Source organism: Microcoleus sp. Pol12B3, assembly GCF_036701355.1.
Taxonomy (GTDB): Bacteria; Cyanobacteriota; Cyanobacteriia; order Cyanobacteriales; family Microcoleaceae; genus Microcoleus.
This window is the reverse complement of the sequence record NZ_JAUBQS010000015.1, coordinates 6,748-27,162: the sequence shown is the minus strand read 5'-3', so window position 1 is coordinate 27,162 and position 20,415 is coordinate 6,748. Positions and strand designations below refer to the sequence as shown.

The following is a 20,415-nucleotide window of genomic DNA, read 5'->3' as shown; positions in this document are numbered from 1 at the left end:
TCTAAAATCTAAAATCGCTTGGGCGATTCCCCTAACGGGGCAGAATATCATCTAACCGAAGTTGCAAGTTCTTTAGCAGAGGAGAAATAATCCGATCGCCCAGGCGAAATTGTTGCTGCACGTACTCTTCGTCAATCTGTTGGCAAACGGTGATAGTAGGTTGTTTTGGTTTACCGATAAAAGCCATGCCTCCCAATCCGCGATAATCAACGATCCAATATTCGGGAATTCCTAAAAGAGCATATTCTTCAACTTTGCGGGCGTAATCTGTTTCCCAGTTAGTGCTGACTACTTCTACCACCAATTTAATAGATCGCCCCAGCGTAATCACAGGTTCTCTTTCCCAAAGAGGTTCGCTGACAATAGCAGTTTCATCTAACACGACAATATCGGGACGGCGGGCAGTAGCTGCATCTGAAAATGGACGGATAAAACAAGCGCGCGGAATGAACCAAGGTAGTTTTTCGGCTGCGATGGCGATGCCGATTTGAGTTGCCAGTTTACCGCTGACGGTTTCGTGCGGGCCTGTGGGTTCCCTGTCAACTAATTCTCCGTCAGCGAGTTCGTAGCGGAAGTTGTCACAATATCGATCGAGGAATGTTGCAAAAGTTAAGATTTTTGGCGCGGTGTAAGCCATTGGAAACTAATAGTTTTTTGCTAAAAATCTTATTCTATCAACTAACCAAATCCCAACTCAGAACCTTTCCCGGCGTGTACCAAAGCCAACTTTTCGTAACGCTTAGCGTGTTCCACCAACTCCGCAGCTTCTTCCTCAGAGACATCCCGCAGGCGTTTGGCAGGCACTCCCGCAACTAGCGTGTGAGGGGGAACGTCTTTGGTGACAACAGCCCCTGCACCGACGATAGAGCCTGTTCCCACCCTGACTCCATCGAGGACGATCGCCCCAATCCCGATCAGGCAGCCCCGTTCAATGTAAGCTGAGTGAATCACGGCTCGGTGCCCCACTGTCACGAAATCTTCCAAAACAGTCGGCGTCCCCGGATCGCCGTGCAGAATTGCTCCATCTTGGATATTGGTACTTGAGCCGATCGCAATTCGCTCTACATCCGCCCGCACCACCGCCCCGTACCAGATACTAGCGCCCGCTGCCACCTCTACCCTGCCGATGACAACAGCGCCTTCAGCGACAAAAGCCGCTTGGGACAGATCTGGCCTGGGCCAATAGGAAGGAAGTGCAGGTAGAGGTTCGTTGAGATTGCTCATTTGTTGGTCGATCGTTATACTTCTAGCAGATTAGCTGGTTGTTGATACGGGATATAATAAGAGTATTTGGCACTTTTGCAGAGAAAATATGCTGGGACGCAAATAAATGATTGAAGTTGCCTTGCAATACCCGATGTTTGGCCCGGAAATTCAGTGTCCCCACTGTCGCCAAACAATTCCGGCTCTAACGCTAACGGATACCTATTTGTGTCCGCGTCACGGGGCATTTGAGGCAGATCCAAAAACGGGGGAACTGGTTCACCTTCAGTCTGGGCGGCACTGGCGCCGCTGGGAGGGTGAATGGTATCGCCAGCACACCCACCCGGACGGGATTCGGTTTGAAATTCACGAGGCGCTCGATCGACTTTATACTCAAGGCTACCGAGCAACTCGCGTGATCGTTGCCCAACGCTATCGAGACTTAATCAGCGCTTATTTGGAACGCAGCACGCCTTGGCGCGGTCAGTCGGAATCGCCCCGGCCGAGGCTGTACGGTTTGCCTGTGGATTTTAGCCCCGATCCTCAAGAGGACCCTTGCTGGGAAGTGATTAATTTTGATTTGGAAAAAGAGCCGGGAGTTCCGATTAGATATCCCTATTTTCGGTTGTTTGAATAAGTGAAGGAAGAAGGAAGAAGGAAGAGGGAAGAGGGCAGAGGGAAGAGGGCAGAAGGCTCTATTGCTTTCGCGCTAAAGATGCGACCGTTTTTAATTCCGAATTACGAATTTACCCTCTAAAATCTAAAATCCCAAGCCGGAATTCCTACTTCCCTTCTAAAATCTAAAATCTAAAATCTAAAATCTAAAATCGAATGCACCACGCCTCGATTCGCACTGCTAACATTCACCGGGCGATCGCCTTTTACGAACATTTGGGATTTACTGTGAGCGATCGCTTTACCACAGGTTACACCCTAGCCTGTTGGATGGAAGGTCTCAACGGACGCATCGAACTAATTCAAATCCCGGAACCAAAACCCGCACCGGATGCTTTTGGAGACGAGCATTATGTTGGATATTATCATTTATCTTTCGATTTAACTGACGCGACAACTGACTTACCTAGTTGGTTGCAGTCTCTGAAAGAACGGTTTGAGGAAGCTGCTAAAGACCAACCAAACCAGTTTCAAGCTTTGAAAGTTTTATTAGAACCGACTCAACAGGCGATCGGGCAAAATGTTTACGAAGTAGCTTTTATTGCCGATACTGATGGTTTGCCTTTAGAATTTATCCGGCGGCTTAATTAGTTAATTACTAACGACTATGGATAATCATTGTCTTTCTCAATCGGAAACTGAGAATAGTTATTACTCTTAATCCCTCATAACGTTTCCTACCAACTTAACAATATTTTTATAAAATCTACTAGATTTTTAACTCAAAATCTAGTAGATTTTATTTTTTACCCTATAATATGAATATCTATTCATACGATCAGGCATAAGCAAAACCCACGAAAAACCATGCAAAAAGCCAAGTCGAGCGATTCCGGCTGCTGTAGTTACGACGACCACCACGAACACAGTCATGAGAATCATAACCACGACGACCACGGCCACGGCCACGACCACAACCACGACCACGGGAACGGAGATTTCAACCTCAATCAAGAATTGATTCCTGTGATATTGGTTGTTGTACTATTTGTCGGCGGTTTAATTTTTGAAGAACAACTCCACAACACGCCCTATTCTATAGGTGAATATCTGGTTTTCCTCCCAGCCTATCTTTTAAGCGGATGGAATGTTTTAACCAGTGCGGGTCGCAATATTCTGCGAGGTCGATTTTTTGATGAAAATTTTTTAATGACTATAGCAACACTCGGCGCTGTCGCTATTCACAAACTCCCTGAAGCAGTCGGGGTGATGTTGTTTTTCAAAATCGGAGAACTTTTTCAAGAATTTGCGATCGGGCGATCGCGTCAATCGATCAAATCGCTTTTAGAAATTCGCCCAGACAGCGCCAACCTCAAGGCAAATGGCGACATCAAAAAAGTTTCGCCAGAAACCGTAGCCGTCGGCGATATCATCCTTGTCAAACCGGGAGAAAAAATTCCTTTAGACGGTGAAATTATAGACGGCAACTCTCAGATTGACACATCTGCACTCACGGGAGAATCAGTACCTCGAACGGTGAAAGTTGGAGAAACAGTTTTAGCAGGAACAATTAACCAGACAGGAGTTCTCACTGTCAAAGTTACCAAACTCTTCGGCGAATCTTCAATCTCCCGAATTCTGGAATTAGTAGAAAATGCCAGAAGCAAAAAAGCTGAAACTGAGAAATTTATCACCAAATTTGCCAGTTATTACACGCCTTTTGTCGTATTTGCATCGCTAGCAGTGGCTTTAATTCCGCCTTTGTTCATTTCAGGAGCAACTAATGCCGATCGCTTTTTATGGGTTTACCGCGCCCTTGTCTTGTTAGTTATTTCCTGTCCTTGCGGATTGGTAATTAGCATTCCTCTGGGATACTTTGGGGGAATTGGCGGTGCAGCCAAGCGCGGTATTTTGGTTAAAGGCTCGACTTTTCTAGATACCCTGACAGCAGTCAAGACTGTTGTTTTGGACAAAACAGGAACTCTGACAAAAGGAGTTTTTCAAGTAGCACAAATTGTGCCTCAGAATGGTTTTTCCCAAACAGAGTTAATGGAAATAGCGGCTCAAGTAGAATTTCAATCCAATCACCCAGTCGCGAAATCTATTCTGGAAGCTTACGGCAGAAAAGTAGATTCATCGGATGTGAAAGATTACGAAGAAATAGCGGGACATGGCATCCGAGCAAAATTAAATAATCAAATTGTGCTGGCGGGAAATGACCGTTTGCTGCACCGAAAAAACATTGCTCACGATGTCTGCAATGCTGAAGGTACGATCGTGCATTTAGCCGTAGACAACCGCTATGCTGGGTATATTTTGATTGCTGACGAGCTGAAGGAAGACGCAGTACAGGCTATTCGCGACCTCAAGAAACTTGGTGTTGAGCGAATCGTGATGCTCACAGGAGATAATCAAGCTGTAGCCGATAGTGTTGCGAAAAATCTCGGTTTAGATTCCTATTTAGCTGAGTTATTACCAGAAGGAAAAGTCGAGGCAATCGAAAAATTGATCGGTCAATCTAAAAAAGGCGATAAAATTGTCTTTGTCGGGGATGGAATTAATGATGCACCCGTGCTTGCTAGAGCTGATGTGGGCATAGCGATGGGGGGTTTGGGCTCCGATGCGGCGATCGAAACTGCCGATGTTGTAATTATGTCAGATGCACCGTCAAAGGTGGCTGAAGCCATGAAAATTGCCCGAAAAACTCACAATATTGTTTGGCAAAATATCATTTTTGCCATGTTAGTCAAAGGCATATTTATTGCTTTGGGTGCTTTTGGGTTAGCGACAATGTGGGAAGCAGTTTTTGCCGATGTTGGGGTGGCTTTAGCAGCTATTTTCAATGCGACTAGAGTTTTGAAATAGAGTATTCGCAGATAAGAGTGATTTTTGCCGATCGACCTCATCATAGTCGATCGCGCGCACCTCAGTTCAACCTCAAAATATACACAACTTAATATATACGGTGACTCCGGCGGATTTTGAGCTATACGACCGATCAAATTTAGCGGAATTTATCATATTATGAAAAAAATATGAAAAATATTGAACGGTAAAACCAATGACTGACTCGGACAATAGGCCCAGCCTTCCTGAAGTCCACCGCAGCATCCCCATTCCCAACAGCAAAGGTTTCTGGCGTAAAATGCTGGCATACGCAGGGCCTGGATATTTGGTTTCAGTGGGTTACATGGACCCCGGAAACTGGGCGACTGACTTAACAGGGGGAGCAAAGTTTGGCTATGCGCTATTAAGTGTGATTTTGCTATCTAATTTGATGGCAATTTTGCTGCAATCACTCTGCGTGCGTTTGGGAGTGGCAACGGGACGAGATTTGGCACAAGCTTGTCGAGATTATTTCAGTCCGCGAGTCAGTTTTTTTCTGTGGATACTTTGTGAAATTGCTATTTCTGCTTGCGATTTAGCTGAACTTGTTGGTAGTGCGATCGGACTGCAATTGCTATTTGGCATTCCCTTAGTTTGGGGAGTGTGCCTCACTGCACTAGATGCGATAATGGTGTTATTTATACAAGGAAAAGGCTTTCGTTATATCGAAGCTTTAGTGATTACAATTATTGCAATTATTGGCGGTTGCTTTATCGCAGAAATAATTTTTGCCAAACCAGATGGCGGAGGAGTTTTACTCGGTTATGTTCCCAACCTAGAGAGTTTGCAAAATCAGGCAATGCTTTATATTGCGGTTGGTATTTTAGGGGCAACTGTGATGCCGCACAATCTTTACTTGCATTCGTCGATCGTGCAAACTCGCTCTTGGGAAGAAACGGCTGATAAAAAATGGGAAGCAATTAAATTTGGCACAATTGATTCTACAGTAGCGCTGTCAATAGCTTTGTTTATTAATTCAGCTATTCTGATTTTGTCTGCAGCCAGCTTTCATTTTTCCGGCTATCAAGCAGTAGCAGAAATTCAAGATGCTTACAAACTGCTTTCTCCGGTACTGGGCGTGGGTTCTGCCAGTGCAATTTTTGCCTTTGCTTTATTGGCTTCGGGGCAGAACTCAACCTTGACAGCAACTTTAGCAGGACAGATTGTGATGGAAGGGTTTCTAAATTTTCGACTGCGACCTTGGTTGCGGCGCTTGCTAACTCGACTGATTGCAATTGTGCCGGCTTTGAGCGTAATTATCTTGTTTGGGGAAGGTAGTACAACTAATTTACTGATTTTCAGTCAAGTGATTCTCAGTTTGCAATTACCCTTTGCAGTAATTCCCTTGGTAATGTTTACCTCAAACCGCAACTTAATGGGAGATTTTGTAAATCCATTTTGGCTGAAAGCCTTAGCTTGGTTAGTGGCTAGTATTATAGTAGGATTAAATAGTTGGCTGTTATTACAAACCATTTTCTAGCAATCTGAGGCTCAATCAAACTACAACAACAAAACCCGCCGGAGCGGGTTTTATCTTAAAGCTAATTGTTTAAGGACTGACGGTTTCAACTACTTATGAGGAACGACAACCTCATGAGCGGCAACGGGACGGGCCGAGGAAGCAGTAGTTTTCAAAAGAGCGATCGCCTGCGCGTAGCAAGGATCCTCCTTAGTCGCAACCAACATCGGTTTGTTAGCTAATTTCAGCTTTTGTTCGTCGGTTACTTCAACTTTCACATCGGGAGTAACCCCCTTGTGGCTGATATCCGTACCGTTGGGAGTATAGTAGTGAGCGATCGTCACTGCCAATCCCGAACCGTCAGCCAAAGAATGTACCGACTGCACCAAAGCTTTGCCAAAAGTTTGGCCGCCCATCACAGTTGCGCGCTTGTTATCCTTCAGAGCACCGGCCAAAATCTCGCTAGCGCTGGCCGAGTTATCATCCACGAGCACCACCAAAGGCTTGTCAGTGATTGCAGTGCGGTTGGCCCGCATTTCCTGAGAATCTCCCGTGCGATCGACTGTACGGACGATCGCCCCTGTATCCATCCACATCCGAGCGATATCAATGCTCACTCGCAGCAACCCGCCGGGATTTCCCCGCAAATCTAAAACAAAAGCATCAGCTTTCTGATCCGAGAGCTTTTTAATTGCCGCCTGCATTTGTTCCCCGGCATGAGAGCTAAACTCTTGCAAACGGATGTAACCGACATTCTGACCGCCTTCTTTCTTGAGGCTGTAGCGAACCGCTGCTACCTCTATTCTCGCCCTAGTCAGAGTTACATCAAATTCGCTTTTACCCTCACGAGCAATCCGCAGCGTGACTTTTGTGCCTTCATCGCCTCGAATTATCTGAGCCGCATCCGAGACAGTCATGCCTTTGGTAGTTTTGCCGTCTATCACCAAAATCCTATCGCCCGCTAAAATCCCGGCCTTCAGGGCGGGGGAATTTTCCATCGGCTCGACTACAGTAATCACTTTCGTTTTCTCGTCTTCTTCGAGCCTCATCCCCACCCCTGTCAGTTCCCCAGAGGTTTGATTCGTCAGCGCTTCGTACTGCTTCGGGTCCATGAAGCGCGTGTACTGGTCGTTTAATTTCTCTAGAGCTTTACGGAGAGCGGTATAGGCTGCTTCGCGAGAGGTATAGTTTTTGCTCAACAGTTCTTGGCGGGTCAATTGCCAGTCAGTCTTGTTAAAGCTGCCATCAACATAGTCTCGGTTCACAATTTGCCAAGCTTCATCTAAGACAGCTTTGGGGCTATCTTGAAGCTCGGCGCGGACTGATTGACTCAGGCCGGGAACGAGTAAAGATATCGAAGCGGTTGTTGCCATCGCCCCACTGAACAGGGCTGCCTGTAATTTAGAAAAGCGTCTGCGGGCTTGATTCATTGAATTTGGCTCAATTCGATTTTAGATTTTTGATTTGAGATTTTATATTGCTAAAAAATCTCACACTACTACTTAAACTATTGTGTGGAGGCTCCACTATCCCTTTGGACAGTTTAACGAGATTCATAGTCGATCGCCAACCAATTATTACTCTCTTTCAATAAACTTAATTTAAAACTTGGATTTATAAAGTGCCGTGGAAGCTAAAATCGAACAATTTTCACGTAAGTGGTTGAGCCTGCTCGTTAATGGAGCTATCGGTCTAGCAGCGCTGGCGGGGGTCGTCGCCATGCAGTCGAGCGGGGAGTTGGGCGGAATGTCCCCAGTTCGCGTTCAGGGGCAAAAGCCGCTCTCTGCAGTGTCTGCTGCCAGTTTCAAGCAAGCCGCACAGCAAGAAGCACAGCAAGAAGCCCTGCGGCTAAAAATGGTCAAAACTATCCCTAGTTTTGGATTTGACAATTTAATTGCAGATTGGACATTTCTAAAATTTTTGCAGTATTTTGGCGACGACGAAGCCCGAGATGTGACGGGCTACAATCTGAGCCAAGATTATTTTGACATAGTTACGCAGCGCGACCCGCGGTGGGCTGACATCTACCTGTTTCTTTCCACAGCTATTTCTTTTTATCAAGGAAAGCCTGAAACCGCTGTTAACTTTATAGAGCGCGGTACTAGGGCTCTTGCCGTTTCGCCGCAACTTCATTCCCAATCGTGGATAGTGTGGCGAACTAAAGGTCTTGATGAGTTGCTGCTGTTGGGGGATATTCCAGAGTCAATTAACTCTCACGAAATGGCCGCTGATTGGGTGGAAAAAACGCCGGAAGGGAAAAAATTGGCGCAGATGTTTCGAGCAACTGCTGAGTATTTGCGCCGAGATCCCGATAGCGTGCCGGTGCGGTTTACTGCTTGGAGTACGGTTTATGCTCAAACAACTGATAAGGTGGTGCGTCAAAGGGCGAAGCAAGCTCTTGTAAAGTTGGGAGCTCAGGTGCAAAAAGATAAGGATGGAAAGGAGAGTTTTGTTTTGCCACCTCGAAAGTAGTTAACTGTTGACGGTTGACTGTTGACGGTTGACTGTTGACTGCGATCGCAAAGTAATTCCCCAATCTAAAATCTAAAATCTAAAATCGGCTTGAGTTAGTTCGCGCCATTCACCGGGTTTGAGGCCTTCGAGACGCAAATGCCCGATCGCGCACCTGACCAGCCGCAGCGTCGGAAACCCTACTGCTGCGGTCATCCGGCGCACTTGGCGGTTGCGGCCTTCTGTGAGAGTCATTTCCAGCCAAGCTGTGGGCACGTTTTTGCGAAATCTAATCGGCGGTTCGCGGGGCGGCAATAGCGGTTCTTCTAACAATAATTGCACTTTTGCCGATCGAGTCCGATAATCTTGAATTGTGACACCTGTCTGCAAAGCTGCGATCGCACTTGCATCGGGAATTCGTTCAACTTGCACCCAGTAAGTGCGGGGATGAGCGAATTTCGGGTCACTGAGGCGGTGCTGCATTTGTCCATCATCGGTTAGCAGCAACAAACCTTCACTATCGCGATCGAGCCTTCCTACTGCATAAATGTCAGGAATAGGAATATAGTCTTTGAGTGTACTGCGTTTAGTTTCGCTGGAGTTGTCAGTGAATTGAGTTAAAACGTCGTAGGGTTTGTAAAATAGAATGTAACGATAACGCATGACAATTAAACAATAAAAATGTACCAACAGTGCCAGCAGAAACGATATAACTCCCAACACAAAACACCTTCTATCTCTCTTCATGGCGCGCTATGCGCCCTCTGCGGTTCCTAAAAAAATAAATTTTGTTAACCAACGATTCAAACCTATAAAATCTTCAGCCTTTAAAGGCGGCACAAATCTCAACTACCCAATTTTACCATGCCCGAAGCCACTCACCGCGTTTGCATCGTTTTAGGAACTCGCCCGGAAGCGATTAAACTAGCCCCAGTAATTCAACTGTTCAAAAGTTCTCCCACCTTTGACACCCAAGTAATTTTAACCGGTCAGCACCGAGAAATGGTCGAACAAGTAATGCAAATGTTCGATCTAAAAGCCGATCGGGATTTAGCAATTATGCAGCACCAGCAAACCTTGACGGATATTACTTCCCGGAGTTTGCAGGGTTTGGAAGCATTGTTTAAAGAATTGCAGCCCCACATCGTCTTAGTTCAGGGGGATACAACGACTGCATTTGCCGCTACTTTGGCTGCATTTTACCAGAAAATACCCGTAGGTCACGTAGAAGCCGGATTGCGAACAGATGACGTATTCAATCCTTACCCCGAAGAGGCTAACCGACGGTTGATATCTCAGCTCACACGGCTGCATTTTGCCCCGACAGAGCTGGCCCAAGAGAATTTAGGGCGATCGGGCGTTTTGGGAGAAATTCACCGTACAGGCAACACAGTAATCGATGCTTTGCTTTCTGTCGCCAAACGCGAACCAGAATGCAACATTCCCAATTTAGATTGGAGCAAATATCGAATTATCTTAGCAACAGTTCACCGCCGCGAAAATTGGGGCGAACCCTTACAAGGAATTGCTCTCGCCTTTCTCCAAATCTTAGATAAATTTCCCGACACAGCTTTACTGCTACCCCTGCACCGGAATCCCACTGTTAGAGAACCTTTGCAAGCTCTTTTGGGCGACCATCCAAGAGTATTTTTAACAGAACCTTTAGATTACGCAGAATTAGTAGGAGCGATTCAGAGATGTCATTTAATCCTCACAGATTCCGGCGGCTTGCAAGAGGAAGCACCGAGTTTGGGCAAGCCAGTTTTAGTATTGCGAGAAACCACAGAAAGACCAGAAGCAATTTCCGCAGGCACAGCTAAACTTGTAGGTACGAATTCTGATACAATTTTCACAGCAGCGGCAGAATTGCTCAGGAATTCCGAAGCATACAACGCAATGGCAATGGCAATTAATCCCTTTGGTGACGGTTTGGCAGCGTCGCGGATTTTGAAAATTGTTGAAGAGTATTTTAGTGAGAAAACAGTTGACAATTGACGGTTGACAAGAAGTCGAAAAACTGAAAACCGATTCTCAAGTATTTATTGGCTGAGTCCGCTCTATGGGAATCTCAATCACAAACTTCGTGCCTTTGCCCCGGGTAGAATTATACCACAGTTTTCCTCCGTGCTTTTCCTTCACCACCTGATAGCTAATGGATAAGCCTAATCCTGTCCCCTTGCCTACGGGTTTAGTAGTGAAGAAGGGATCGAATAGGCGCGATCGCGCTTTCTCTGGAATGCCCGTACCGTTATCGGCGATCGCAATCTGCACCCACTGTTTTTTTGTTTTGGTAGTCTTAATCGAAATCCGATTCGGTTGGTCAACAATATCCTGAAAACTACGTCCTTCATTGCTCTCTTCCAAAGCATCGATCGCATTTGATAGCAAGTTCATAAACACCTGATTAAGTTGACCTGCATAGCATTCTACCAACGGTAACTCGCCATATTGTCTGACTACTTCAATGGTTGGGCGTTCTGGCTGGGCTTGAAGGCGATGTTCTAAAATCATCAAGGTGTTGTCAATGCCTTCATGGATATCGACAGCCTTGAATTCGGAGTGATCCAGACGAGAAAAGCTACGCAACGAAACCACAATGTCCCGAATGCGACTGGTGCCGATTTTCATCGACTTAAGAATCTTAGTGAGATCCTCTTGTAGGAAGTTTAGATCCACATCGTCTAGGTCATATTGAAGTGATGGGGACGGGTTGGGATAGTGCTTTTGATAGGCATCTAGTAATCGCAGCAAGTCATGGATGTGATCGTTGAGATGAGACAGGTTGCCGTAGATAAAGCTGACCGGGTTGTTGATTTCGTGCGCTATCCCCGCCACCATTTGCCCCAGTGCCGACATTTTTTCGTTATGCACCATCTGACTCTGGGTGCGGTGCAGTTCTTCAAGGGTACTCTCTAGTTGTTGCACCTGTTGGTTCAGTTGCAGATCGCGAGCCATCAGTTGCTCTGCCATACTCTTAAATCCCTCAGCTAAAAGCCCCACTTCATCCTGACTATCAACCGGAATAGCAATAGCTAAATTGCCTCTGGCTAATTCCTGGGTTGCCTTAGTCAGTCTTTGAATGCGATGGCTTAGAGCTTGGGTCAGACGGAAACCTCCGATCGTAACGACTGCGATCAGGACACTTCCCAATAGCCCAAAGCTACCCACCACAAACCACAACCGCTGTTGTGCTTCCTCGATGTCCTTGGCAGAATGCAGTACAGCAATTTTGAGAGTTGCCCCATCGAAACCTTGTAGCTTGATTGTTTTGATCAGGTATGCTTCACCAGCAATCCCGATCTTAGTGGGCAACCCGTCTGGCTGGGGAAATTGCCAAGACCGATCGCGGTTAAGTGGCAAAGTAGCAGCCGTTACCTTCTCGCCGTCAAAAGCCACCAAATGTATGGATGTGTCACCGCGAAGCGACTGGAGCGCTGTGTCGTCCATGGCTAATCCCGCAACCAAACCAGCTAGGATCTTTTGAGATGATTTGATTGATATTAACCCAATCATGGAAGCCGGAGCCCAGTTTTCTGCCAGGAGAACTCCCGGTAACTCTAGTCCGGTTCGGGCGGCACGGTTCACAGAGCCATCCTGCAATCTCGCCTGTCTTATTGCTCCCAACTGTGAAGACACTAAGACTTGACCATCAGCGTCAACTATTCTGATCAAATCCAGTTTAAAACCAGCTTGGATTGGTAATACTGTCCGCAGTAATAAAGGGCGATCGCCCTTTATTACTGCTGTAATGACATCATTATTTTCACTCACCGAACGGGCTTTCACACGGAGTGATTCTTGCCTTTGCTTTAGAGTTTCCTGCAGCATACTAGCCAGATCCACGATCTCCCTTCGCCCCATTTGCTCTAAGTTGTTTCTAGCAAAATAACCAAAACCCAAGGTTCCGACAGTCCATAGACTCAGAAATGCCAACAACAGAGGTGATAACAACTTGGCGGAAACGGGTAACCGCGCGTATCTGGACTGGATGGCCATAGCTCTTAATCCTTGGCGGATTGGCTCACGGAAATAAAGCCAGACTCCTCCATCGCGTTGATTCCGGGCGGACTAGAGATGTATTTAATTAGCGCTTGGGTAGCCTCTGAAGGTTTTTTGTGCCACAGAATTGAAATGGTCCGAACCATCGGATACTTGCCCGCTTTGACATTTTCTCGTGTTGGTTCAACCCCGTTGAGGCTGAGCCGGTTGACAGGTAGTTTTTCGGAAATGGCGTGAGCCAGGGAAAAGGTACCGATGCTGTAAGGAGTGCTTTGAATTGCGTCGATCAATTCCCCTTCTTTCCGAAAGACTACTGCTTCTAATGAATTTTTTAAATCTGCTCCTAGGTAATATTTCCGCAATAGCCGCTTGGCAGATTCATCTTCTGGGCGATCGAGCAGTACAATTTTAGCATCGGCTCCTCCGAGTTCCTTCCAGTTGGTAATAGTGCCACTATAAATGCCTTTGAGGTCTTCAGTAGTAAGGTTTTTCACCCCTGTGACGCTAGAATGAGTGGCCACTATAAGGGCATCGTGGGCAACATCACGAGACTCTAAAGTGCCATCATTTTCTTCTGGCTTTAATGTTCTCGATATTGCACCTACATCGACTAATGTCTGTTTAACCCCATCAATTATATTTTCGGACTGCCCTGGTTCTAGGTTGGTAATTTTGACGTTTTTTGTGGTAGCTTCGTAGTTCGTTTGCAGCACCTTCATAAGACCCAACGTGCTGCTTGACGCCCCAACTTTAATCGAGCTTTGGGTTTGCGTTGCGGCAGTCGTGGGCGCTGTTGTCGTGGTGGCAGTGCTGGTCGTCGTACTGCAACTGGGCAGCCCTACGAGGGCGATCGCAGTTAAAGCTAGGGTAAGTAAATTCTGTTTCATGTTAAAAGTTCTATACTCCTATTATCTTGTGCTATTAAAGATGATGGAGGTACTCACAAATGGAGTTTTTGAGTATGTTATCGCGCTAGCAACTCACTCAATATTTTTTGGTTTATTAGGAGAAAAAAGTTGATATCTCATAGTTGATTCTACCCCTCCTTAATTTTATGCTAAATAATTAAAATTTGCAATAAATCGAGCGCCACGTTTTGTGATGCTGTTTGATATGAATAGTTAGCGAGTGCATGATAATTATGAGAGATGTTCTCGCAGAATTATCATGCGCTCGCTCTATTTAAAATTACTGTAACAGCTCAATCTGGAAGCTTTTATCCTGACTAATTTATCTTAATTACCAGTTACAGATGAGTTTTTTGTTGAGCTTCATAGGTCGATTTGCGAGGTAAAACGACTAAAATCCGAAATCATTTGATTTAGGTGAGTTTCGGTACTGTCGCTAAGAATGTTGGCTTTGTCAGTTAAATTTTTTTAAGGAGAGGGAACTGGTGACAGAAAATTGCTGCTGCCTTTATAACCAGATAAAATAGCCAGTTTTTCCAAAGATTGCCTACCCGTGTAATATTTCCCCCGAATTTCCCAGGTGGGATAAGCTTTGATATTGGCAGCTTTGCACAAATCCGGTTGAGCATCTTTGCCTCTGGGGTCGCACTCTATGTAAGTAATTGCGGTAAATGCTTCTTTGCCGAAAAGTTCTTGTTGGGTGTGACAGTGAGGACACCAGTAAGCACCGTACATTCTAGCTTTGATGGTCTGCAAATGGGTTGCTAAAGCGATTTGATCGGGTACGGATTCGCTGTGAATAGGTGGCGCTTCTTGTTCGGTAACAGGCTGTGCGAAAGGGGGAGGAGGAGGGAGGGTTTGTGCTAATTTTTGAGTGGATTTGTTGCTGAAACTGAACTGTGCAATTCTTCCGTCTGCTTTGGTAGTGACGAAAATCCCCAAAGTCAGGAAAATGCCGATCGCACAAAAGTTGAATTTGCTTACTCTCATCTTGGATTTCATCTTGGATTTGCTAGGATTTCGCGAGCTTGATTGATAGCCTCTACAGCATTGTTTACCACAAAGATGTTAAATTGTGCTAAACCTTTAAAAAAAACTTGACTTTCGGCGCTGTGATTTAACAATATAACTTGTTTGTTAGCTTTGAGGGCGAGGGCGATTTCCGAAGCAGTGCCGGTTCCCATACCGCAGGCAATTATTACATCTGAAGAAAGAACGTTAATGTTATTTCTGGCGTTTCCCATATCGGTGAAAATGGCAATATCTACAGCTTCAGAAATGCTGCGAGTGTCATTTCCCGGAAGGATGCCGACTGTTAAACCGTTAGCTGATTTTGCTCCTTTGTTGGCGGCATCCATGACGCCGACATTTCTGCCGCCAGTTAGCAATATCCATCCTGCTTCGGCGATGAGTTGTCCGAGTTGATAGGCGTTTTCTAAGTCTGTTGATGTGGCACTTTCGCCGGGGCCCATGATGCCAATGATGATTTTTTTCATAGTTTTGGGGTGAATATGGTGTTATTAATAACTTGCTAGTTTTTGGGCACTTTTTACCAATGTATGTTATTATATAAATAGTGGCTTACTAAAAACAATTTGTGAGCCAAATAACTTCCTGAAGTTTCCTAGTATTTTTACAATGTATGCTAAGTTAAAATTAACAAGTGAGAGATAACATGAGTGTCGCCCAAAACCCAGAAACAAAGCTGATGGAAAAAATCCGTAGTTTACCGCCCGATAAAATTACGGTATTAGAAGATTTTATCGATTTTATTTTAACGCGAAGTGAAGATCGTCTTCTCGTTTATACTGCAACTAAACTCTCAGAAGCAGCTTTTGCTAAAATTTGGGATAACCCAGAGGACGCGGAGTATGACGAGTTATAATTTTGGTGATGTGGTTTTAGTTCCGTTTCCTTTTACAGATAGAACTACCAATAAAAAACGTCCAGCAGTTGTGATTAGTTCTGACGTTTATAATGCAGAATATCCCAATCGCATTCTTATGGGTATAACTAGCCAAGTTAGCAGTAGCCCAAAAGTCGGTGATATTGTCATAACAGATTGGCGATCGGCTGGGCTTTTAAAAGCTTCTATGATTAAGCCTGTTATTACGACAATTGAAAAAAAACAGATATTCAAAAAATTGGGAAGGCTTCAAGATAAGGGATCTCGCTCTTTTTATTCATAAAGCTTAAAAAATAGACATTAATTTTTAACTTCCTGAAAAATCTTATAGTGTTCGCAAATGATTTCAATAAAAATATCCCCTTCCAACCGAAAATGACTCAAAGTAGATAAATCTAAATTAGCCGGAAAATTGAAAGGATAGGACAGGGAAGATAAGAAAGTTTCAGCATTTTTTTCAAGCTTTCTGAGTTCGACTTCTCCTACCCAAAAACAGTAATTTTCATCATCGGAATTGCTGGGGCGAGAAATCACTAGGTGAAGAATGCGATCGAACTCGATCGCTACATCTCCCACTTCGGGCCCAAAGGTGAAGTCTAAACGCAAGCCAAGATTTTGAGGGCGGAGTGAAACTCCTACTAAATCGGCACTTTTTAAGTCTTCTAAAAAGATTTTGAGGTTGAGTGCGATCGCGGTTGTCATAGAATCACTTTTTCTCCGGTATTATGTGTCTTAGCCCCTGGTTCAAATTTTATTTGATTTCCATCTCTATTGTATCTACGACGGTAAGTTTTGCCCTCCGTCCCGCGTATCTTTGGCCCTGTACGGACTATTTCACCATTTGGTCTAATATGAATGATACTGCCGTCTGGATGTTCAAAGGTTTGATAGCCACCTTTTGTGCTAGTTTGAAATTGGAAGCCGTAACTTTCCAGTATGGCGATCGCTTCTGATAAGGTTTGTCCTGTCAAATCTGGAAGTTTTTGTGCGGCTGGATTCATTGGTTGTGAATGGGAAAGATTTTGAGCGATCGCCATTTTGATTATAAAACGGGCGATCGCCATGATTGAGCATAAAACGGGCGATCGCCCTTCTGAATTATTAGAAAGGGCGATCGCTCTTTTTTACCCCAGATGGACGCTGATTAACGCGGATGCAACAAGGGCGATCGCTCTTTTGATTGTAAAACGGGCGATCGCACCCTATTTCTTTTGGGGAAATTCTACCAATTCTGATTCCTTAAGACGTTGCGATAATAGGCAATCTTCAAAGCTGAAAGCTTCTGAGTCTAGAAAACTAGCAATTGCCATTTCGATCGCAGCTTCCAGAGAAAATTCTAGCTGCGTTGCTTTTTCGATCAGGGCGACTTTCACATAGTCAGGCAAATGGGTCATCCGCGAATGAATAGCTTCTGGTGGTAAGTGTTTTATCTTGAGGGTATCAGTCATTGTTCTCTGGGGATTTTAACGTTGTAGGGAGGATTTGTAGCTTGAAGGATGAGGGTTTCTAATTCATAGAATAACCCTGGTTTTTGCCATTGATAGAGGGTAATAAAGGCGATCCTTACATCATCTGGATCGTAGCGATGCCTGCGGCTGGCTACGCCTACGAGCCAGCCCCAAAGGAAAGCTTTGTGACCGCCTCGCAGTCGATCGCGGAGGTTCTTGGCTTTGCCGATGTAGAGTAATCCTTGAATGCGATGTCGAAAGGCGTACAAACCAACTCTAGCAGGAATTGTGTCGAAGTCGTGGCTGAGGGGATGGCACCGATCGAAGGGGGTAAAGGCAAGATTATCAAGAATTTGGCGGGCTTCTTGCTGGATGGGGTTGGTCATGGAAATTGCCAGATGCAAGCGGTTATTCCATGCTACAAGTAGAAGCGATCGCACTTTTAATTATCCAATAAAAGGTGATCGCAAATTCATTTCCAATAAAGAGCGATCGCTTTTGTGAATCTGGGTGAGAGAGGGATCTCACTCTTTTTTAACCGCAGATGGACGCAGATTAACGCAGAGGCAAGAAGGGCGATCGCCATGATTGATGAATGATGGGCGATCGCCCTTCTGAATTTGGGTGAGAAAGGGCGATCGCTTCTCGATCTATTTTTATAACATAGCTAAAGCATCCGCTTGTTCATTAACAAACCTATTGGCTACACTCTGTTGAATCTTGAGAGGGCTATCTGAAAAGTACACTAAATTTCCAGCGCTATTTTTCCTTCCTCGCTCAGCATAAATAGAGTTGATTATTTCACTTTCAGACATTTGTGAAATATTTTTGCCTCCCAAAGCATTATTCACGACATTGTTGTTCGGCCCATGCTGGACAGCAATAGACCAAATAACATCTCTCAGTGCCTTAGAGTGTTGATTAACATCTAAGTTGAGAGTATTCATTAGCTTACTTGCTAGAAGATCGTAATGAGTGCTCTTGATGTATTCATGTTGAGCTGTACTAAACTCTTGAGAATCTCTAGAGGCAATTTCCTTCCATTTATCATTAAAGGCTTGAGTACCAGGAGTTAGGGGTTCAAGTTCCTGTCTCCATTTGCTAGCTATTGCTGATTTTACAAAACTACCCAAGGTTCCAGGGTTAGTTGCTAGCTGATAAGTTCCATAAGACCAACCGCCAACTGGATCGTAGCCAATTACATCAGCTCCTCTACCTCCTGTTTCATACTTTTCAGAAAGAGCACCTAGTTCATTAAAGCCGGAAAATTGTACAGGTATGTTACTAGGTTTTTGAACTGTTAGTGTCTCCTTAGATTCAGCGTCATATGCGATCGCCTTACTGCCATTCCAGTAAATGTGACCGTGTTCAAAGTATTGGATGATATTCCCATCTCCCAATCCTTTTTCCTCACTCGTTGGAGCGCCCAACCTGCCATTTAATCCACCTGTATTCAAGAATTCCTGACGAATACCACCGTAAAGCGGAAAAGTTCCATACTGGCTGCTAACAACCGATCCATTCTCAAATAGCTGATAGCTAACATCACCCGAATACTGGATAACATCAGAAGTCGCATTTCCCAAGTTATTTTGTTGGGCCACTGAGCTAATTGTCGATTGTACAGTTGTTACTCCCCCTTGATTGGGATCGGGATTAGATGTTACAGGGGGCTCTATAGTCGTTCCCCCACCTTGGTTTGGATCTGTATTGACAGGTGCAGATCCTCCTTTAGGAACCCAAATTTGCTCCCCTGGATGAATTAAATCAGGATTGGAAATATTATTACCTGAATAATTGACGATTAGTTGGTAATCAGAGGCATTTCCTGTCCTTGATTGCGCGATTGTCGAAAGATTATCTCCATCCTGAACAGTGTAAAGTTCCCATTCGTAGCCGTTGGTAACTGGCTGTTGTACAGGCGTTCCCCCTCCTTCTTGGTTGGGATCTGGGGTGAGAGGTGCAGATACCTCTTTGGGAATGTCAATTACACCCCCCACAGGAATCAAATCGGGATTGGGAATATTGTTGTGTTGAGCAATGAAGTTGTAAGTATCTGGAGAACCGTCGCCCATTCTATTGAGCGCAATTGTACTTAAATTATCTCCATCCTGAATGGTGTAAGACTCCCAATCATAGTATTTGCCATTAAACTGATCGGCCGTGGCCCTTTCTAATGGCGTCACCAACCCTTCCTTGCCCCAAGTTGTCGGATTCAAGAAAGGAGTAGGCGTGTAAGTTTCCGGCGCTGTTTCCTTCGCCATTACCACAGCTTTATTCAAATTCACCACCCCAAAACCCGTTTCCTTATCCCATCCGGGCTCCTTCAAATCGATCGCACTTCCAGTCAAAACATCAATCACTTGGGTAGGATTCAAATCGGGATTACTCTCCCAAACTTTAGACGCCATCCCCGCAGCAATTGCCGCTGCAACAGAAGTCCCCGCCATCGTGCCTAAATCATCGCCAACAGTCGATAAAGTCGGATTGTCGATCGCACCTCCGGGCACTAAAATATCCAAACCGTAGCCGTAGCTGGAATAATCCGATCGCCCAAATCCATCAGACGAACCAACCGTCAGAATATTCTCAAACTCCTGGGAAGATTGACCCAAAACAGACATCACGCCGCCATCATTTCCAGCCGCCACAACTAACAGCACTCCACTCTGACGCGCATTTTCCAAAGCCGCACGTTCTCGGTTCGTAAATTCGTAACGAGTGGTAATGCTGCCATCAGCATTTTTCTGAGTTAAATCGAGGGGAAGAAGTGCGATCGCATTCTTCTTCTTTTGTGCCTTAGCCTCACCCACAAAATCAGTTAAAGCTAAATCCCATTCCCCAGAACCAATTGCCCGACTTAGATAAACATTCGCCTTATCGTTGTAGCCATCAATACCTTTATCGTTGCCTTGAATTGCACTCACTAAACCCCAGCTAAATGTGCCGTGTTCGTTACCAGTGCCAGCAGTAAACAAAGGATTGCTGTCTTTGTCAATGCGATCGCGCCCCATAGTCACTTTAGAGTAATCCAAATCGGGATTGTTCGGCGCAAACCCAGTATCGATGATGCCGATAAAGGCGCGATTTTCTGGCGGCGAACTAATCGGTAAATCGGGTTCAATAGGCGGTTCGGGGTCGATCGGCTGCGGCATATCATCGATCGGCTCAAGTCCAACTATAGGCGGTTCCGGGGCGATCGTAGGCGGTTGCACGGGTGGTGTTGGAGGGGCGATCGGCAGCGTTGCTACAGGTGGCGTTGTCGCAACAGGCGGCGTTGCCACAGGCAGCGTTACCACAGGCGGCGTTGTCTCAATCGGTGGCGCTACAGCCACAGGTGGTTTTGTCTCCACAGGTGGCGTTGTCTCCACAGGCGGCGTTTCCACAGGCGGCGCGACAGCAACAGGTGGCGTTGTCTCCACAGGCGGCGTTTCCACAGGCGGCGCGACAGCAACAGGCGGTTTTGTCTCCACAGGCGGCGTTTCCACAGGCGGCGCGACAGCAACAGGCGGTTTTGTCTCCACAGGCGGCGTTTCCACA

Annotated in this window: 21 protein-coding genes; 8 read left to right on the top strand and 13 right to left on the bottom strand. The window is 45.5% G+C overall.

What is annotated here, in order from left to right; all coding sequences use genetic code 11:
* Positions 1–31: 31 nt before the first annotated feature.
* Both QUA53_RS10110 and QUA53_RS10105 read right to left on the bottom strand, forming a co-directional pair.
* Positions 32–637: a Uma2 family endonuclease gene (locus tag QUA53_RS10110; RefSeq protein ID WP_333096666.1), complete on the bottom strand. Its 606-nt coding sequence runs from the start codon at positions 635–637 to the stop codon at positions 32–34.
* Positions 638–678: 41 nt separating this feature from the next.
* Positions 679–1,224, bottom strand: a complete 546-nt coding sequence (locus tag QUA53_RS10105) for a gamma carbonic anhydrase family protein (protein WP_333096664.1) — start codon at positions 1,222–1,224, stop codon at positions 679–681.
* A gap of 106 nt (positions 1,225–1,330) precedes the next feature.
* Between QUA53_RS10105 and QUA53_RS10100 the strand changes: the two genes are divergently transcribed.
* From QUA53_RS10100 to QUA53_RS10085, 4 genes are all read left to right on the top strand, one after another.
* The gene (locus tag QUA53_RS10100) at positions 1,331–1,840 is read left to right on the top strand and encodes a TIGR02652 family protein (protein ID WP_332957361.1); all 510 of its coding nucleotides are present in this window, start codon (positions 1,331–1,333) and stop codon (positions 1,838–1,840) included.
* 194 nt (positions 1,841–2,034) lie between these two features.
* Positions 2,035–2,469: a VOC family protein gene (locus QUA53_RS10095; protein WP_333096660.1), complete on the top strand. Its 435-nt coding sequence runs from the start codon at positions 2,035–2,037 to the stop codon at positions 2,467–2,469.
* Between the two features lie 216 nt (positions 2,470–2,685).
* Positions 2,686–4,683: a heavy metal translocating P-type ATPase gene (locus QUA53_RS10090; protein WP_333096657.1), complete on the top strand. Its 1,998-nt coding sequence runs from the start codon at positions 2,686–2,688 to the stop codon at positions 4,681–4,683.
* A gap of 196 nt (positions 4,684–4,879) precedes the next feature.
* The gene (locus QUA53_RS10085) at positions 4,880–6,184 is read left to right on the top strand and encodes an Nramp family divalent metal transporter (RefSeq protein WP_333096655.1); all 1,305 of its coding nucleotides are present in this window, start codon (positions 4,880–4,882) and stop codon (positions 6,182–6,184) included.
* 89 nt (positions 6,185–6,273) lie between these two features.
* Here the strand turns inward: QUA53_RS10085 and ctpB are convergent, their stop codons facing one another.
* Complete coding sequence (gene ctpB / locus QUA53_RS10080) at positions 6,274–7,593, bottom strand: carboxyl-terminal processing protease CtpB (RefSeq protein ID WP_333096653.1); 1,320 nt, start codon at positions 7,591–7,593, stop codon at positions 6,274–6,276.
* Between the two features lie 196 nt (positions 7,594–7,789).
* Between ctpB and QUA53_RS10075 the strand changes: the two genes are divergently transcribed.
* Positions 7,790–8,635, top strand: a complete 846-nt coding sequence (locus QUA53_RS10075; RefSeq protein ID WP_333096651.1) for a hypothetical protein — start codon at positions 7,790–7,792, stop codon at positions 8,633–8,635.
* A 72-nt stretch (positions 8,636–8,707) separates the two neighbouring features.
* Here QUA53_RS10075 and QUA53_RS10070 read toward each other — a convergent pair whose 3' ends face one another.
* Positions 8,708–9,277 (bottom strand): pseudouridine synthase, encoded by a 570-nt coding sequence (locus tag QUA53_RS10070; protein WP_333096650.1) that lies wholly within the window; start codon positions 9,275–9,277, stop codon positions 8,708–8,710.
* A 201-nt stretch (positions 9,278–9,478) separates the two neighbouring features.
* Between QUA53_RS10070 and wecB the strand changes: the two genes are divergently transcribed.
* On the top strand, positions 9,479–10,609 hold the full coding sequence (wecB, locus tag QUA53_RS10065; protein ID WP_333096649.1) for a non-hydrolyzing UDP-N-acetylglucosamine 2-epimerase: 1,131 nt from the start codon (positions 9,479–9,481) through the stop codon (positions 10,607–10,609).
* Between the two features lie 36 nt (positions 10,610–10,645).
* Here the strand turns inward: wecB and QUA53_RS10060 are convergent, their stop codons facing one another.
* The 4 genes from QUA53_RS10060 to QUA53_RS10045 all read right to left on the bottom strand — a co-directional run bounded on the left by QUA53_RS10060 (position 10,646) and on the right by QUA53_RS10045 (position 15,017).
* Entirely contained in the window at positions 10,646–12,442 is a 1,797-nt protein-coding gene (locus tag QUA53_RS10060) for an ATP-binding protein (RefSeq protein WP_333248828.1), read from the bottom strand.
* A gap of 173 nt (positions 12,443–12,615) precedes the next feature.
* Positions 12,616–13,500 carry a substrate-binding domain-containing protein gene (locus tag QUA53_RS10055; protein WP_333096647.1) on the bottom strand — a complete coding sequence of 295 codons (885 nt, stop codon included), beginning with the start codon at positions 13,498–13,500 and terminating at the stop codon, positions 12,616–12,618.
* 489 nt (positions 13,501–13,989) lie between these two features.
* Complete coding sequence (locus tag QUA53_RS10050; protein WP_333096645.1) at positions 13,990–14,511, bottom strand: hypothetical protein; 522 nt, start codon at positions 14,509–14,511, stop codon at positions 13,990–13,992.
* A gap of 8 nt (positions 14,512–14,519) precedes the next feature.
* Positions 14,520–15,017, bottom strand: a complete 498-nt coding sequence (locus tag QUA53_RS10045; RefSeq protein WP_333096644.1) for a TIGR00725 family protein — start codon at positions 15,015–15,017, stop codon at positions 14,520–14,522.
* 179 nt (positions 15,018–15,196) lie between these two features.
* Between QUA53_RS10045 and QUA53_RS10040 the strand changes: the two genes are divergently transcribed.
* Together QUA53_RS10040 and QUA53_RS10035 are read left to right on the top strand one after the other, a co-directional pair.
* Positions 15,197–15,406 carry a toxin-antitoxin system, antitoxin component, Xre family protein gene (locus QUA53_RS10040; protein WP_333096643.1) on the top strand — a complete coding sequence of 70 codons (210 nt, stop codon included), beginning with the start codon at positions 15,197–15,199 and terminating at the stop codon, positions 15,404–15,406.
* On the top strand, positions 15,393–15,710 hold the full coding sequence (locus tag QUA53_RS10035; RefSeq protein ID WP_333096641.1) for a type II toxin-antitoxin system PemK/MazF family toxin: 318 nt from the start codon (positions 15,393–15,395) through the stop codon (positions 15,708–15,710). Before QUA53_RS10040 ends, QUA53_RS10035 begins: the two co-directional genes overlap by 14 nt.
* Positions 15,711–15,727: 17 nt before the next feature.
* Here QUA53_RS10035 and QUA53_RS10030 read toward each other — a convergent pair whose 3' ends face one another.
* The 5 genes from QUA53_RS10030 to QUA53_RS10010 form a co-directional block, all read right to left on the bottom strand.
* A complete protein-coding gene (locus QUA53_RS10030; RefSeq protein ID WP_333096639.1) occupies positions 15,728–16,129 on the bottom strand; it encodes a hypothetical protein in 402 nt (133 codons plus the stop codon).
* Positions 16,126–16,428, bottom strand: a complete 303-nt coding sequence (locus tag QUA53_RS10025) for a PASTA domain-containing protein (protein WP_333248825.1) — start codon at positions 16,426–16,428, stop codon at positions 16,126–16,128. Before QUA53_RS10025 ends, QUA53_RS10030 begins: the two co-directional genes overlap by 4 nt.
* A gap of 201 nt (positions 16,429–16,629) precedes the next feature.
* Positions 16,630–16,875: a hypothetical protein gene (locus QUA53_RS10020; RefSeq protein ID WP_333096634.1), complete on the bottom strand. Its 246-nt coding sequence runs from the start codon at positions 16,873–16,875 to the stop codon at positions 16,630–16,632.
* The gene (locus QUA53_RS10015; protein ID WP_333096633.1) at positions 16,872–17,315 is read right to left on the bottom strand and encodes a GIY-YIG nuclease family protein; all 444 of its coding nucleotides are present in this window, start codon (positions 17,313–17,315) and stop codon (positions 16,872–16,874) included. Before QUA53_RS10015 ends, QUA53_RS10020 begins: the two co-directional genes overlap by 4 nt.
* Before the next feature lie 216 nt (positions 17,316–17,531).
* On the bottom strand, positions 17,532–20,415 hold a 2,884-nt coding region (locus QUA53_RS10010; protein ID WP_333096631.1), incomplete at its 5' end, for a VgrG-related protein.